18 protein-coding genes are annotated in these 14,385 nt (G+C 74.4%); 3 read left to right on the forward strand and 15 right to left on the reverse strand.

Annotation, left to right across the window (positions count from 1 at the left end; all coding sequences use genetic code 11):
- Positions 1-15: 15 nt before the first annotated feature.
- From C0216_RS18070 to C0216_RS18105, 9 genes are all read right to left on the reverse strand, one after another.
- The gene (locus C0216_RS18070; protein WP_114056286.1) at positions 16-789 is read right to left on the reverse strand and encodes a class I SAM-dependent methyltransferase; all 774 of its coding nucleotides are present in this window, start codon (positions 787-789) and stop codon (positions 16-18) included.
- Positions 790-853: 64 nt separating this feature from the next.
- Positions 854-1,804, reverse strand: coding sequence for an ABC transporter permease subunit (locus C0216_RS18075; RefSeq protein ID WP_114056287.1), 951 nt, complete (start codon positions 1,802-1,804; stop codon positions 854-856).
- A complete protein-coding gene (locus tag C0216_RS18080) occupies positions 1,801-2,763 on the reverse strand; it encodes an ABC transporter ATP-binding protein (protein WP_114056288.1) in 963 nt (320 codons plus the stop codon). The genes C0216_RS18075 and C0216_RS18080 overlap by 4 nt, the downstream gene beginning before the upstream one ends.
- Before the next feature lie 34 nt (positions 2,764-2,797).
- Positions 2,798-3,262 carry a GntR family transcriptional regulator gene (locus C0216_RS18085; RefSeq protein ID WP_114056289.1) on the reverse strand — a complete coding sequence of 155 codons (465 nt, stop codon included), beginning with the start codon at positions 3,260-3,262 and terminating at the stop codon, positions 2,798-2,800.
- Positions 3,263-3,370: 108 nt separating this feature from the next.
- Positions 3,371-4,054 carry a hypothetical protein gene (locus C0216_RS18090; RefSeq protein ID WP_114056290.1) on the reverse strand — a complete coding sequence of 228 codons (684 nt, stop codon included), beginning with the start codon at positions 4,052-4,054 and terminating at the stop codon, positions 3,371-3,373.
- Positions 4,038-4,961, reverse strand: coding sequence for a sigma-70 family RNA polymerase sigma factor (locus tag C0216_RS18095; protein WP_114058749.1), 924 nt, complete (start codon positions 4,959-4,961; stop codon positions 4,038-4,040). The genes C0216_RS18090 and C0216_RS18095 overlap by 17 nt, the downstream gene beginning before the upstream one ends.
- A complete protein-coding gene (locus C0216_RS33550) occupies positions 4,958-5,221 on the reverse strand; it encodes a hypothetical protein (protein WP_162793258.1) in 264 nt (87 codons plus the stop codon). The genes C0216_RS18095 and C0216_RS33550 overlap by 4 nt, the downstream gene beginning before the upstream one ends.
- Positions 5,222-5,403: 182 nt before the next feature.
- Positions 5,404-6,762 carry a sensor histidine kinase gene (locus C0216_RS18100; RefSeq protein ID WP_114058750.1) on the reverse strand — a complete coding sequence of 453 codons (1,359 nt, stop codon included), beginning with the start codon at positions 6,760-6,762 and terminating at the stop codon, positions 5,404-5,406.
- Between the two features lie 61 nt (positions 6,763-6,823).
- Positions 6,824-7,501, reverse strand: a complete 678-nt coding sequence (locus tag C0216_RS18105) for a response regulator transcription factor (RefSeq protein WP_114056291.1) — start codon at positions 7,499-7,501, stop codon at positions 6,824-6,826.
- Between the two features lie 127 nt (positions 7,502-7,628).
- Between C0216_RS18105 and C0216_RS35080 the strand changes: the two genes are divergently transcribed.
- Positions 7,629-8,207: a hypothetical protein gene (locus C0216_RS35080; protein ID WP_114056292.1), complete on the forward strand. Its 579-nt coding sequence runs from the start codon at positions 7,629-7,631 to the stop codon at positions 8,205-8,207.
- Between the two features lie 18 nt (positions 8,208-8,225).
- On the opposite strand, the gene C0216_RS18115 is transcribed toward C0216_RS35080, so the two are convergent.
- Positions 8,226-8,948 carry a hemerythrin domain-containing protein gene (locus tag C0216_RS18115; protein WP_114056293.1) on the reverse strand — a complete coding sequence of 241 codons (723 nt, stop codon included), beginning with the start codon at positions 8,946-8,948 and terminating at the stop codon, positions 8,226-8,228.
- Positions 8,949-9,089: 141 nt separating this feature from the next.
- Between C0216_RS18115 and C0216_RS18120 the strand changes: the two genes are divergently transcribed.
- Both C0216_RS18120 and C0216_RS18125 read left to right on the forward strand, forming a co-directional pair.
- A complete protein-coding gene (locus tag C0216_RS18120) occupies positions 9,090-9,881 on the forward strand; it encodes an IclR family transcriptional regulator (RefSeq protein WP_114056294.1) in 792 nt (263 codons plus the stop codon).
- 118 nt (positions 9,882-9,999) lie between these two features.
- Positions 10,000-10,329, forward strand: a complete 330-nt coding sequence (locus C0216_RS18125; protein WP_114058751.1) for a putative quinol monooxygenase — start codon at positions 10,000-10,002, stop codon at positions 10,327-10,329.
- A 551-nt stretch (positions 10,330-10,880) separates the two neighbouring features.
- Here the strand turns inward: C0216_RS18125 and C0216_RS18140 are convergent.
- The 5 genes from C0216_RS18140 to C0216_RS18160 form a co-directional block, all read right to left on the reverse strand.
- Entirely contained in the window at positions 10,881-11,087 is a 207-nt protein-coding gene (locus C0216_RS18140) for a hypothetical protein (RefSeq protein ID WP_114056297.1), read from the reverse strand.
- 91 nt (positions 11,088-11,178) lie between these two features.
- Positions 11,179-12,390: a helix-turn-helix domain-containing protein gene (locus C0216_RS18145; RefSeq protein WP_114056298.1), complete on the reverse strand. Its 1,212-nt coding sequence runs from the start codon at positions 12,388-12,390 to the stop codon at positions 11,179-11,181.
- A 212-nt stretch (positions 12,391-12,602) separates the two neighbouring features.
- Positions 12,603-13,157: an AMP-binding protein gene (locus C0216_RS18150; protein ID WP_342777114.1), complete on the reverse strand. Its 555-nt coding sequence runs from the start codon at positions 13,155-13,157 to the stop codon at positions 12,603-12,605.
- Between the two features lie 16 nt (positions 13,158-13,173).
- A complete protein-coding gene (locus C0216_RS18155; protein ID WP_114056299.1) occupies positions 13,174-13,866 on the reverse strand; it encodes an RraA family protein in 693 nt (230 codons plus the stop codon).
- Positions 13,867-13,996: 130 nt separating this feature from the next.
- Positions 13,997-14,245, reverse strand: coding sequence for a hypothetical protein (locus C0216_RS18160; RefSeq protein ID WP_114056300.1), 249 nt, complete (start codon positions 14,243-14,245; stop codon positions 13,997-13,999).
- Positions 14,246-14,385 lie beyond the last annotated feature (140 nt).

A 14,385-nucleotide genomic window follows, 5' to 3' on the forward strand; every position in this document is an offset into this window, starting at 1 on the left:
GGGGTGGGGCGCCGGTCAGGCGGTGACGCGGATCTTGGACTGGCCGTGGCCGAGCTGCTCCCAGTCGTCCATGAACCGGGCGGTCAGGCCGTGCCGGGCGGCGAGGTCGACGAGGGTCTGGGTGCGGTAGTAGAAGTCCTCGCGCAGGACCTGGTGCTCCTCGCCCTCGGTGCGGTCGAAGGTGAAGTCGAAGAAGCCGCCGGGGGCCAGGACGCGGCCGACGTGGGCGAGGCATTCGTCGATGACCTCGACGGGCGAATGGGAGAAGACGCTGTGGGCGTGCACGACGTCGAAGTGCGCGCTCGGCAGGAACTCCAGTTTGAGGTCCTGGGTGATGGTCAGGTGCGGCAGCTTGTCCTGGAGTTTCTGCCGGGTGAGGGTCTGCTTGGCGGAGATGAGGATGTCCGGCGAGATGTCGATGCCGTAGTAGTGCCCGGGGTGGAGGTGCTGGATGAAGCGCCATCCGGCGCGGAGGTTGCCGCAGCCGATGTCGAGCATGCGGTGGTGCGGGGCCAGGCCGTGTCCGAGGAGGTAGTCGAACTGCATCTTGCCGAGGGCGAGCCAGCGGTCGTGGGTCTGGCTGCCGACGGCGGCCTCGGGGTTGCGGGCGGTGTCGGAGGCCATGACGGCCCGGTAGTAGGACACGTGGTCGCGGTGCTTGGTGCGCAGCCAGCCGTCGCGGGCGGCCCGGCGGACGTATCCGCCGATGCGCTCCGGGTGGCGCAGGGCGTAGCGGACTTTGTGGACGACGCTGGAGCGGTCGGCGGTGAGGTTCTTCTTGGTGGCCACGAGGTGTTCCTCCAGGTGGTGGGTGGGTGGAGGGCCCCGGCTGACGGGGCCTCCCCCGCGGATTTCAGACTAGGCCGCGGCGGCGGTGCAGCAGGACCGCCGTCAGGGCGACGAGCGCCGCGGCGAGCCCGAGGTAGACGGCCGTGTCGATGGCCTGGAAGGTCCAGAAGTCGGAGCTGGGGTACACCTTGTGGACGCGGCCGGTGTAGCCGTGCCCGGCCATGCAGACGCGGAGTTCCTCGCCGGAGAGCGCGCAGTTCTCCAGGGGGTGCTGTACGCCGTCGGGGGTGAGGTAGCGGTAGCCGGCCGACCAGCCGCTGCCGATGAGCCGCTTGGGTGTCATGCCGGGCGTGATGCGGTCGACGGGGGCGACCCAGTCGCGGCGGAAGAAGGTCAGGAACGCGGTGGTGGCCAGGACCGCGGCGGCGGTCAGGCCCATGGCGGGCAGGGTGCGGCGTACGAGGAGGCCGATCGCGGTGCCCGCGGCGAGGGCGAACAGGGCGCCGGCGACGGCCGCCGGGCCGGTGCCGCTGAGGATGTACGGGTCGAACCAGTAGACGCCGTCCTGCATGTTCGCGATCGGCTCCCACCACCAGGCGAGGAGGGCGGCGACGGCGGCGGACAGGAAGGTGGCGCAGAGCGCGGCGAGGCCGAAGCGGGCGGCGAACCAGCTGCGGGCGCCGGCCCCCTGGGTGAGGGCGAGTTTGACGGTGCCGCGTTCGATCTCCCGGCCGACGAGCGGGGCGCCCCAGAACATGCCGATGGCGGCGGGCAGCAGGACGGCGAGGGTGCCGAGGGCCCGGATGCCGGGCGTGTGGTCGAAGATGGCGACCTCGACGTCGACGGGGCAGGTGCCGTTCCAGCCCTTGCAGGCGGTCAGGTCGTGGCCGCCGACGATGTCGGCGAGCTCGGCGTGCCGGATGGCGGCCCAGACGGCGCAGGCGGCGACGAGGAGGAGGCCGGCGAGGGCCGGCAGGCGCTGCTGGCGCCAGGCGAGCCAGAGGGTGCCGTTCATGCGGCGGCTCCCGTCTGCGCGGGGTGCGCGGGGTGCGGGGCGGGCGGGCCCGGAGGGGTGGTGCCGGGTGCGGAGCGCAGGTGGGCGAGGAGGAGTTCCTCCAGCGAGGGCGTCGCGGTGATCCAGCGTGCGTCGGCGCCGGCCGGGAGGGCCGAGCCGGGGGCGTTGCGGATGACGGCGGTCAGCTGCCGGCCCGTGGTCGCGGCGTGCACGACGGCGGAGCGGTCGGCGGCCGCGGGCAGCCCGTCGGGGGTGTCGGGGTCGGCGCGGCCGGTGACGCGGGTGTAGGCCTCCCGCAGGTCCTGGGTGTCGCCGGCGAGCCGTATCCGGCCGCTCTGGAGGAGCAGGACGTGGTCGCAGACGTTCTCCAGTTCGGGCAGCACGTGCGAGGAGACCACGACGGTGATGCCGCGGTCCGCGGCCTCGGCCATGAGCAGCCCGGTCATCTCGTGGCGCACCAGCGGGTCGAGGTCGGCGAGCGGTTCGTCGAGGAGGAGGAGGTCGGCCTGCCTGCCGAAGGCGAGGGCGAGGGCGACGCGGGTGCGCTTGCCGCCGGAGAGGCTGCCGATGCGCGCCTTCGGGGGGATGTCGCCGTCGCGGACGATGCGCTCGGCCTTGGCCGTGTCCCAGTGGCGGTTCATCCTGCGGCCCAGGGCGAGGGTCTCCGCGACGGTGAAGTCCTGGTGGAGGGGCTTGTCCTGGCCGACGAAGGCCGTGCGTTCGCGTGCCGTGCGGGTGCCGGGGGCGGCGCCGAAGACGCGTATCTCCCCTCGGGTGGGCCGCAGCAGGCCGGTCAGCAGGTGGAACAGGGTGCTCTTGCCGGCGCCGTTGGGGCCGACCAGGGCGGCGATGCGGCCGGCCGGGAGCTCGAAGCCGCAGTCGGCAAGGGCTTCCTTCCCCCGGAAGGAGTGGTGGACTCCTTGGGCCCGTATCGCTGGCGGGGCGGTCGGGTCGTTCACGTGTTTCCTCTCGTGGCGGTGCGTCCGTGCCTGGTCAGGGCGCGGGCGCGGGGTCCGCCGGGTCGGTCGGTGCCGGGTGGGCCGGGGCCGGGGCCCTGCCGCCGCCCGCCGCCGCGCCGGGCGGGGCCGTGTCGGCGAGGGCCGCCTCGACGAGCGCCAGGATGTCGGCGCGGCCGAGCCCCGCCGCCTGGGCGCGGGCCGTCCAGGCGATGAGGTCGGCGCGCAGCGGCGAGTCGGCGGCGGCCTCGGGGCGGGAGAGCGAGCGGGTGACGAAGGTGCCCCGTCCGGGGCGCGGTTCGACGAGCCCCTCGCGCTCCAGTTCGCGGTAGGCCTTCAGCACGGTGTTCGGGTTGATGGCGGTCGCCTCGACGACGGCCCTGGCGGTGGGCAGCCGGTCACCGGGCTCCAGCACGCCGAGCCGGAGCGCCTGCTTGACCTGGTTGACGAGCTGCAGATACGTGGCCACACCGCTGTGCCGGTCCACCTGGAACTCGATCATTCCCACTCCTGCACCATTCCACTAATGTGTTAGTGGAATGGTGCAGCGGTTGATCGACTTTCGTCAAATCGCGCGGGGAGGGGCCCGGGCCGTCCGCCCGGGCCCGCGTCAGGGCCGGCGCCGGGCGGCGGCCGTGAGGGCCCGGATGCGTTCGCTGAAGTCCGGGTCGGGCAGGGGCAGTTCGAGGTCGTCGTCCACGTAGTTGACCGCGGCCGGGACGTATTCGAGTACGGCGTCCACGGCGGCCCGGCCGGGACCGGGGCCGGGACCGCCCGGCCGCAGCGCCCGCAGCACGCGCAGCGCGGCCGGCAGTGCCGCCTCGGCCGCGGGGGCGGTCTGGCGGTGCCACCAGGACGCCTGCCGGTTCTCGCCCAGGGCGAGGTGGTGGAGGTAGAGGCAGTAGGAGGCGATCGGGTCGCCGGCCCCGGAGGCGTACTGCCACCAGAAGCGGGCCGAGTCCTCGGTGTCGGCGAGCAGCAGGAGGCAGCCGAGGACGCGCGCGCCCGCGGGCTGCGGGAGCGACTGGGTGAGGAAGCCGCCGCCGAGGGCGGTGACGGCGGCCCCGCTGGCGGCCGCCTCGCACAGCGCCCGCAGGTCGTGCGCCGCCGCCCGCATGGCCGCCTGCCGCTCGGCGGCCCCGGCGGGCGCGGGCGGGCCTGCGGCGGGCCGGCACGCGCCGGGGCCCTCGCCGGCGGCGGGGGCGGCGGGGGCGGAGTCCGCGATGTCGGCGGGCGGGGGCGGGGCGTCGCGGAGGCGGGCCCGGGAGAGGAGTTCGTCAACGGTCGAGGCCACGGGGGTGTCCCTCCTCGGCGGTGCTCGCGGGGTGCAGGATGGTGTGCAGGTTGCGCTTGGCGTGCCGCTCGGTGGAGCGCACCGAGGCGAGGGAGACGCCGAGTTCGGCGGCGGCCTCGCCGTCCTCCATGCCGCACAGGTGGCGCAGGACGATGACGTCCCGCTGCATCGGGGCGAGTTCGGCGACGGCCCGGAAGAGGGCCATGCTCTCCCCGATCTGGCCGAGCGGGTCGGGGGCGGTGGCGAGGGCGACCGTGTCGAACGCGGTCTGGGCAAGCGAGAGGCGGCCGTCCTCCTTCGGGGCGCGTTCGAGGACCGTCTGGCGGAGGATCGGCCACGCGAACCGCTCGGGGTTCTCGCTGGCCAGCGCGTCGTGCCAGAGCAGCAGCAGGAGGGTGAACACGTCGGCGACGGCCCGGTCGACGAGGGCCGGCCGCCGCAGGAACACGGCCGCGTACCGGCGGTAGCGCGGCCGGTGCATCTCCTGGAACGCCAGGTAGTCCAGCGGGACCTGGCGGGCCGGTGCAACCGGGCCGCCGCGGTCCTCGTGCAGGCAGTCCTTGATCCAGGACGTCTTCTTGCCGGCGTGCCGGGCCGCCATGACCCAGCGCAGCCGCATCGTCTCGTACGGGACGCGGGGCCGCAGGGCCATCAGCACGGCCCGGGCGAACGTCCAGCGGGGGTAGCGGCCCACGGCCCGCAGGAGTTCGGAGAGGTGGGACTTGGGGCGGCCGGTGCGGAGCCGGAGCTCGTCCAGGGTGAGGCCGCTGTCGTGGAAGGCGTCCCGAAGCGGCTCCAGCCAGGCGCGGTGCGCCGCGCCGGCGCCGTCCGCTATGGGGCCGAGGGGCCGGCCCGGCTTGCCGCGGCGGTCCTGGGGGACGTCCTCGGACGCCGAGGGGATCGTCATGCCCGCACCTCCCCCTGCGGGCCCCGGTCCGCGGGCCGGCCGGGGAGCGGCTCGGCACCGCCGTCGGGGGGCTCGCGGTCGGCGGGCTCGCGGTCGGCGGGTCCGCTGCCCGCCTGCACGATCTGCTGCACGCCCAGGGCGATCGAGGGGATCAGGGCGGCGACGGCCGCCACGGGCTGCCCGGCCGCGACCATCACCGCGCAGAAGGCGGAGATGGCTAACAGGGCCACCACCGTGACGATCATCCGGTTGTTCTTCATGCGCCGTCCTCCGGCTGCCACGTCTTGTCGATGTCCGTTCGGGATCCGGCTCCCGGCACCGGCGGCGCCCCCTCCAAGAGCCGGAAGCAAGCATGGAGTGAACACGGACGGACAGGGGCGGAAAAAAGCAGAACGGATCGGAACGGGGAACAATCAGACGCCGACCGGCAGCCGGTCGCCGTTCAACCGGCTGCGAGCGGCAGGGTCGCCCGCAGCCGGGCCCCCTGAGGCGCGTCGAGCGCGACGAGCGTGCCGCCGAGCCGGGTCGCGATGTCCCGCGCTATGGCAAGGCCCAGGCCGGTCCCGCCCTCGTCGCGGCTGCGGGCGTCGTCGAGGCGGGTGAACCGCTCGAAAACCCGTTCCCGGTCCGCGGCGGGAATGCCCGGACCGTCGTCGCACACCTCCAGGACGGCCGCGCCGCGGTCCCCGTCGACGCGCAGGGACAGCACGACCCGCCGCTCGGCGTGCCGCTGCGCGTTGTCCAGCAGGTTGGCGACGAGCCGCGACAGCCACAGCGTGCTCCCGCGGACGGTGGCCGCCCCCACCAGGTCCGGCTCGACCGGGACCGGACCGCCCCGCCGCGCCCGGGCCGCCTCCCGGAGCAGCCCGGCCAGGTCCACGCGGGTGTCCGGCGGCGGCTCCGACGTGTCGAGGCGGGCCAGCAGCAGCAGGTCGGACGCCAGGTCCTGGAGCCGGACGGTGTCCTCCAGCGCGCCGCTGACGAGCTCGCCCCACAGCGCCGGGTCGGGGTGCGCGCGGGCCACCTCCAGCTGGGTGCGCAGGACCGTGATGGGGCTGCGCAGTTCGTGCGAGGCGTCGGCGATGAAGCGGCGCTGCCGTATCCCCGCCGCCTCCAGCCGGTCCAGGGTGGCGTTCATCGTGACGGCGAGGCGGGCGACCTCGTCCTGGCTGCGCGGCACCGGCACGCGGCGGTGCAGATCGCGCTCGCTGATCTCGGCGACCTCGGCGCGGATCGCCTCCACCGGGCGCAGCGCCCATCCGGTGACCCGCCACGTGACCAGGGCGACGGTGAGCACGAGCAGCGGGACGACCACGGCCAGGACGGCCTTGAGCGTCTCGTCGGCCGCGTCCGCCTGCCGCAGCGACGTGCCCGCGTAGACGGTGACGAGGCCGCCACCGGTGACCGTCGTGACCTGGACGACGCGGTGGCGCTGCCCGCCGCGCACCGGTCCGCGCTGCCACGTGTCGCGGACGGTGCCCGGCTTGCCGGGGCGGGTCGGGGTGAGGGCGGGGCTGCCGGACAGGTTCGGCGTCGCCGCCAGGACGCGGCCGCGGGCGTCGACGACCTGGAGGAAGTCGATCCCCCGGCCCGGTGCGAGCACGGGCTCCAGCCTGCCGCGCGCCGCCGTGGCGGCGGTGGCGAGGGCCTGCCGCTCGGCATCGGCCTGCGCGCCGCGGACCAGGTTGCCGTCGAGGATGCCGAGCACGGCGAACGAGGCCGCGCCCAGGGCCGTCGCCACCACGGCGGTCGCCCCGAGCGTGGCCCGGGCCCGCACGGAGCGCGGCCGCAGCCGCCGCAGGAGGGCGCGCAGCCGGGCGGACGCGGGAGCGGGCCCGGCGGCGGCCGCCGCCGTCTCCGGCTCACCCACCGTCGGCCGCCAGGCGGTAGCCGGCGCCTCGCACGGTCTCGACGGCGGACCGGCCGAAGGGGGCGTCTATCTTCCGGCGCAGGGCGCTGACGTGCACCTCGACGACGTTCAGGTCGCCGTCGTAGGCGGCGTCCCAGACGTGGTCCAGGATGTCCCGCTTGGCGACGACCTCGCCGGCCCGCCTGGCCAGGCACTCCAGGACCGCGAACTCACGGGACGTCAGCCGTGCCTCCGTCCCGCCGCGCGTGCACCGCTGCCTGGCCGGGTCTATCACCAGGTCGCCGAACTCCATCACCTGCGGGCTCCGGCGGCCGGTCCGCCGGACCAGGGCGCGCAGCCGGGCGACGAGGACCACGTACGAGAACGGCTTGGAGAGGAAGTCGTCGGCGCCGGTGTCGAGCGCCTCCGCCTCGTCGTACTCGCCGTCCTTGGCGGTCAGCATGAGGATGCCGGACTCGCAGCCGCCGGCGCGCAGCCGGGCACAGACCCGGTAGCCGTTGAGGCCGGGCAGCATGATGTCGAGCACGATGGCGTCGTAGTCGCGCTCGGAGGCCAGCCACAGGCCTTCCAACCCGTCGTGGGCAACGTCCACGGAGAATCCCTCCGCCTGCAGGCCCCGCTGCAGGGCGGCGGCCAGCCGCCGCTCGTCCTCGACCACCAGTACACGCATGGGGACAGGCTCTCAGGTCCGCCGGCCGGAAGGCTGAAGAGGTCTTCAGACTCCTTCAGCGGGGCTTCAGGATCCGCGGTGCAGTATTCCCCCGTAGCCGGACCCGTACGACACGAGGAGCAGCCCCATGAGCCAGAACGCCGGCCCCCGGCCCCCCGAGCAGTCCGAGACGCCGAAGGCGGCCGGCCGCGGGCGCATGGCCCGGCTGGTGCGCCAGGGGCGTACGCGGTGGATCGCGCTCGGACTGGTCGCCGCGGCCGGCACGGGCGGCGCGGTGGCACTCGCCGCAACCGTGCACGACCACAGGGAGCACGCACGGGCCGGCTTCAGCGCGATGGTCCGCGAACACCACCGCTTCGGCGAGTGGCAGCCGAAGGGCGCGCCGCGGCCGGAACCGAAGCGCCACCGCACGGGCGAGGCCTCACCGTACGGCGACCCGGGGCGCGGCCGCGCCCCGGCCCCGGGCCACCGCACCGGAGCCGCGGCGAAGGCTGCCCCTCTCCCGCTGCCCGCCCTCCCGGCGGCGGAGGCCCTGGCGAAGGCCACAGCCGCGGTCAAGGACGCGAAGGCGGAGGCAGTGCGGGTGATCCCCCAGAAGGGCGGCGGCAGCGCCTGGCTCGTCGTCCTACGGGACACGAACGGCATCCGGCACGCGGTGACGGTGGCCGGGGACGGCACGATAACGAGCAACGCGACGCGGGGGTGAGGGACGGGACTCGGCGTCTCACCCCGCGAACACCCTCTCCGCCTCCGCCCGGTATCCCTGCACCAGCGGCTCCACCGCCGACCCCGCCGCGGCCCCCGCCCCACCCCGGACCAGGCGCCGTACCTCCTCCGCCGTCGCGTGGCTCAGCAGCCAGCCGCGGACCCAGTCCGCGTCCCCGCCGGCCGCCCCGGCCCCGGCCGTCACGGCCCTCCCGATGGCCGCCTCGGCGGCCGCGCAGGCCGCCGCCGGGATCCGGGCCGTGATGACCGGGAGCAGGTGTTCCTCCCCCGCCCGGATGTGGTCGGCCAGCAGGTCGCGCCGGCGTGCGAGAAGTGCCGCCAGTTCCGGCGCGCCGTGGGCCGGGTCGGCGGCGAAGCCGTCGGCGGCCGCGTCGGCGGCGGTCTGCAGGGCCTCCAGTGCGCGGTGGTCGTCGACGAAGCGGACGATGTCGGCGATCGCCCCTGCGGGGTCGGCCGCCGCGTCCAGGACCAGCGGCCACAGGATCTCGGCCTCGCCGCGGTGGTGGGCCCGGACGGCTCCGTGGTAGCGGCGCAGGTACGCGGCGATGGCGGCGGCCCGCTCGGGCGACACCGGGCGTGCCCCGGCGGCGAGGTCCGCGAGCAGCCCGGCGAGCCGGTCGGCGTCGGCGAGAATTGCCCGGTGGGCGAGCCGGAGGCCGGTCAGGTCGGGAACCGCCCGCAGACCGCGCGGGGTTGCCGTGGTGACACGATCGCTGTTCATGGGTACGACTGTGCGCGCCCGGGCTGTCCGTCCGGTCAACGTTCGATGAACGCCCGCGCCGGCCCGTAGGCTCGAAGGCCCGTACGTACGCGCGCAGGCGGTCCTGCGCCCGTTTCCGCCGTCCACCCTGGGGAATGCACGATGCCGTACTCCGGTCCCGGTCCGCAGTCCGTCGACCGCGCCCTGGCCATCCTCGACGCCGTGGCGGACGCGGCCGGGCCGGTCAGTGCCAAGGTGCTGGCGCGGCGGCTGGGGTGCTCGCTGTCGACGGCGTACCACCTGCTGGGGCCGCTCACCGACCGCGGGTACGTGGTGCGCACCGTCCGCGGTTACGCGCTGGGCCCGCGGATCCCGGGGCTGCACCGGAGTCTGCGGCGGGATCTGGAGCCGGCTCCGCGCATGGCGGGGCTGTTGGCGGGGCTGCGGCGGGCCACGGGGGCGGAGGCGTACTACACGGCGTACCGCGGGGGGCTGATCACGGTCGTGGACACGACGGCGCCGGTGACGGACACCGGCAATCCGTTCACGCCCGGCCGGGAGACCCGCGCCCACGCCACGGCCCACGGCAAGGCGCTGCTGGCGGAGTTGCCGCGGCCGGTGCTGCGGCGGTACCTGGCCGAGCACGGAATGGCCCGGCTGACCGGGGCGACGATCACGCGGGCCGACGTCCTGGAGGCGGAGTTGGCGCGGGTGCGGGGGCAGGGGTTCGCGGTGTCGGAGGGCGAGGCGGATCCGGCGTTCACCTGCGTGGCAGTGGCCCTGCCCCGCGGGGCGGGTGCGGAGGGCGCGGACGGCGGTGCGGTGCACGCGCTGTCGGTGTCGCTGCCGAGCGGGGAGTACCGCCGCCGGCCCGCGGAGCTGCGCGGCGCGCTCGTCCGCGCGGCGGCGCGCGCCGCGGCCGCGGCGGCGCCCGGGGGCGGCGGGACGGCCTGACGGCCTCACCGCCCGCGTCCGGCGCCCTCGGCCGCACGGGCTGCGGGTTTTCCGACGATGCCGGAATTCCGGCCGGCCGAGCATGCGGCGGGCGCGGCGGGCTGCCACGCTGGGCAGCATGATCTTCATCGCTGTCAGGTTCGACGTCCGCCCCGAGTTCAGCGACGAGTGGCTCGCGATCGTCGACGACTTCACGCAGGCCACCCGCAACGAGCCGGGCAACCTCTTCTACGACTGGTCGCGCAGTGTCGACGACCCGAACAAGTACACGCTCCTGGAGGCCTTCGCCGACGCCGAGGCGGGTGCCGCGCACGTGGCCTCCGACCACTTCAAGGCCGGCATGGAGGCGATGGCCGGGGCCATCGCGACCACGCCGGAGATCATCCACGTCGAGGTGCCCGGCCAGGGCTGGAGCGCCATGGCCGAGCTGTCCCCGCGCGGGGCCTGAGCGGCCGGCCCCCGTCAGGTGGAGGTGCCGAGCAGGCGGGCTGCCGCCTCGCGCATCTCCACCCTGCGGACTCTTCCGTCACCGCTCGGCGCCGAAGTGGAGGCCCTGGGGCTGAGCGGGAGCATCGTCCAGTCCGCGGACGAGCTCTCGCTGTACCGGCTCCTTGCCTTGCAGGCGCTCTGCCAGACGTGCCACGCCGACACGAGCGGATCGCCGAGGAGGAGTTCGCGGCCCACGGCGTGTCCTCCATCGCGGACGGCACTGACGAGGACTGCGCCACCGGCGCCTGTCCGGTGCGCTGATCGCAGCGAGGCGACCCCGCGGGCTTGCGTGAGGTCGGATTCATCGGTACGAGGTGATGGGGAAGCGTGAGCCGCCGACGCAGTCCGGACATGGGACCCTGAACAGCCTCATGCAGGTAGCGCAGCCCTCGAATCCGTAGCAGTCGGGACACCAGATCCGGGCGTGACCGGCGCACATTCCGCAGAGGTCTCCCCAGTACAGGAGGGCGTCGAGCGCGCTGACCGGCTTCCGGGGGTCAGTGCGAGCCACTACAGGATCTCGCCACGACTCCGTGCGTTGGCGGCCGCGAGCTTGCGCCTGAGGCTCTCTTGCGACTCCTCGCCGGCCTCGTCGTGCGCGACCACGACGGCGTCCTGGTCAAGGCCGAACATGTCTTCCGCCTTGGAGACCAACAACCTCCCGTCCCGGCCGTACATCCGCATGGCCAGGGCCAGGAGTTCTCTCTCTTCCGACATGGTCGCCAGCCCCTCGTATCGTTCACCTGGCGACAAGAGTCGCGGGAGACGGGGGCTGGCTACAGGGACGGAACGTCCCCCTTTCGCGACGTTACGTAGCCACTCCGAGCGCGGCGGCGAGCTTCCGGAGGCCCGGGGGGCGTGCCGGCCCGGCCCACAGGTCGCTCACGATCGAGACGGCGTGGGTGTGGTGGCGCATCCACCCCGGGGCCACATCATTGAGTCTCGTCAGGGCCTTCACGGCCCCCTGGGCGTCCCCGAGGTCGGTGTGGGCCCGAGCTACGTCGAGCAGCATCCACGTGCGCCATGAGGGGGGTGTGTCCGCGCTGAGGCGTACGCCCTTGGCCAGTTGCAGCGCCTCGTCGGGGCGGGCGTGCTGCACTGCGAGGCGTACGCGCTCGACGCGCACCGAGGAGCGACTGAAGACCGACACCAGCTTGCCGTCGACAGGGGGCGGGAGCCTGAGGAGCTTCTTGGTTGCGTCCTCGGCCGTCGACATCATGTCCTTGGCGGTCTCGTAGTCCCCGGCCCGCGCGGCGGAAGTGGCTGCGGACATCACCAGGCCGCCCCAGACGCGCACCTTCTCTGCGGTGTCGGGCTGCTCCCGCTCCACCTTGTCGGACGCGTAAATGGCAAGGTGCGTGGCGTCATCGAGTCGGTTCTGGCGCTGGTAGTTCCAGGCGACAGAGTTGCTGATCATGGAGCCGAGCAGGGGGTCGGAAGACTGCTCCGCGGCGGCCATCGCGCGCTCAAGCGCAGACAGGGCGAGGTCAGTCTTGCCCAAGCGGATTGCAAGGTGGCCGGCGAGCTGGAGGGCCTTGCCGAGCGCCGCCTGGCCCGCCGCGCGGCTGTCTCCGCCACCCACGGAGGCGGTGAACCGGGCGTCGTTCAGGATGCCGGGCAGCACGGTCATGAGCTCACCGAAACGGGCGGCGTGGTACAGCGTCCAGCCAGCCGCCAGCTCCTTGCGCAGGAGCGGGATCGTGAGGCGCTCGGTGTCGGCCGGCTCGGGCGGCGGGGCGAACATCGGCGGCATGACGGCGCGGCGCAGCGCCACAAGCTGAGGGGGGTCCGCCTCTCCGGTCGACGGGACCGCGGGCGGATCCCCCAGGAGGGCGATCAGCTCGACGCCGAGGCCCTTGGCGAGAGTGTGGAGGGTGGGGAGCCGGGCGGAGTGCTTCCGCCTCTGCTCCAGCTTCTTGATCACGTCCACGGATACGTCGGACAGCTCGGCCAAGCCCTCCTGCGTGAGGTTGGCCAGTTTGCGGAGCCGTGCGAGTCGATCCCCCAGGTGCTCAGCCATGGTTCGAGAGTACAGTCGACCGCCGAGGACCGAGGTCAGTAGCGGGGGGACTCATGGGCATCTGGTGTTGCGCGTTCTGCGGAGGCGAAAACAGCGACGCGCTCGTACACTTCCGCTTTGCCGGCGGCGCCGCCCCGACATGAATTCCCTGACCGGGGAAGCAGACGAAACACCTGTTCAGGACGGCTGAGTCGCCCTCCGAGAAGTCACCCTCAAGCTGTACGGATCGAAGCAGGGACGTCGTAGTCGGGCCCGTCGAGAAGGACGGTGAACTCCAGCGCGGGGCAGTTCGGCCGTACTTCGGCGATCACCGCCGCGTACTCGGAGGTCTTGAAGCGCTCGGCGGCGATGAGCAGCCGCATCCCGGACTGCCGGACCGCGTACCCCAACTCGAGGGCGCGGTAAGCGGGGTTGACGGTGACGAGGATCGCGCCGATCTTGGCGGTGGCGTACTGGGTCAGCGTCCACTCGGCGCGGTGCGGGGCCCAAATGCCGACGCGCGACCGGCGGGCGCCGGTCGCCCTGGGCGGTGCCGAGGCCGAGGAGCCCGAGGGCCAGGGCGTCGGCGTCGGCGTCGGCCGCGAAGTCCGCGTACGTCCAGCGGCGCCCGGCGGCAGCCTCGACGAGGGCGTCGCGGTCGGGGAACCGGCGTACGGTGCGGTCCGGGTTCTCCCCGACGGTGTCGCCCAGCAGGGGCACTTCGCAGGCGCCGGACGCATGGCTCGACGCAGCGGACACGCGTTCCACCTCGATCGGTGGCGGCGCATCCGAGCGGTCCGGAGGTCACTCCTCGATGGCGCCGCCGAGGCTTCGGAGGTGGCGGCGGAAGGTGTACGAGGGGTCGGCCTCGCGGAGGACCAGGTAGTCCTCGAAGGCGGTCTGGCTGCGGAGGCTGCGGCCGGCCCGGATGAGGCGGGCCTGTTCGCGTTCCGTCCGCATGATGTGCCGGGCCGTGTCCAGGAGTTCCTCCACGTGGGACGCCTCGGCGAAGAGGACGCCGTCGGCGTCTCCGAAGACGATGTCCCGGCCGGTCACCAAATGCGGTCCGAAGCGGGCGCCGGCGGCGGCGTCCGGTTCGGGGTCGTCGAGCCGGACGGGTCCGGCGGGGTGGGTGCCGTAGCTGAAGACGGGCAGGCCGATCTCGGCGAGCTCGGGGGTGTCGCGGTGCAGGCCCCAGACGGCGATGCCGGCGACGCCGGCGTGCCCGGCTTCCAGGACGGCGAGGTCGCCGATGCACGCCTCGTCGTCGCGGCCGCCGTTGTCGATGACGAGGACGTCGCCGGGGCGGGCCCTGCCGTAGGCCTCCAGGAACACGTCGACGCTGCCGTAGTGGCGCACCGGCAGGGCGGGGCCGGCGATGCGGTGGCCGGGCACGACGGCGGCGATGCCGGGCGGTGCGGTGCGCAGGGGCGCGCCGGTGCGTACGCAGGCGTCGGCGAGGAGGGGGGTGGACAGGTCGGCGAAGTCCTTCAGCATGGGCCCCGTTCCCTTTCGGAGTGCGGGCCGCCGCGGGCGGTCGCGGTCGGCGGGTCGCGGCCGCGGCGGGAGGGGTCCGGGCGGCCGGCCGTCCCCATGGTGCCGGGCCGCGGGGCGGGAGGGGTGCTGCTCAGGGAATGTCGGTGTCGGAGGGTTCCGCTTCGTAGGCGTGCGGGTCGTCGACCATCCACTCGACGAGCGGCGAGTCCCCGAGGACCATCTCGTCGGGGTCGGGCACGCCGGCCCGGCGCAGGAACTCGATGACGTCGGCGTCGCTGCGGGCGAGGCCGAGGACGGTGTCGCGGCCCTCGGCGCGCAGGGAGACGCGGCGGCCGCCGGCGGGTGCGATCCGGTGGACGAGGATCGGCGCGTGGTGCATGGGGCCAGCCTCCGCCGGGACCGGCGGGACCGCATCCGGAGGGGGGCGGGCGGCGGTCAGTCGGTCGGCCGGGTGCGCTCGCAGGGGTGGGCGGTGAAGGGCGGGATTCGGACAAATGCGGGACCCGCTATGACGTGCAC

This window comes from Streptomyces globosus (genome assembly GCF_003325375.1).
Classification (GTDB): Bacteria; Actinomycetota; Actinomycetes; order Streptomycetales; family Streptomycetaceae; genus Streptomyces; species Streptomyces globosus_A.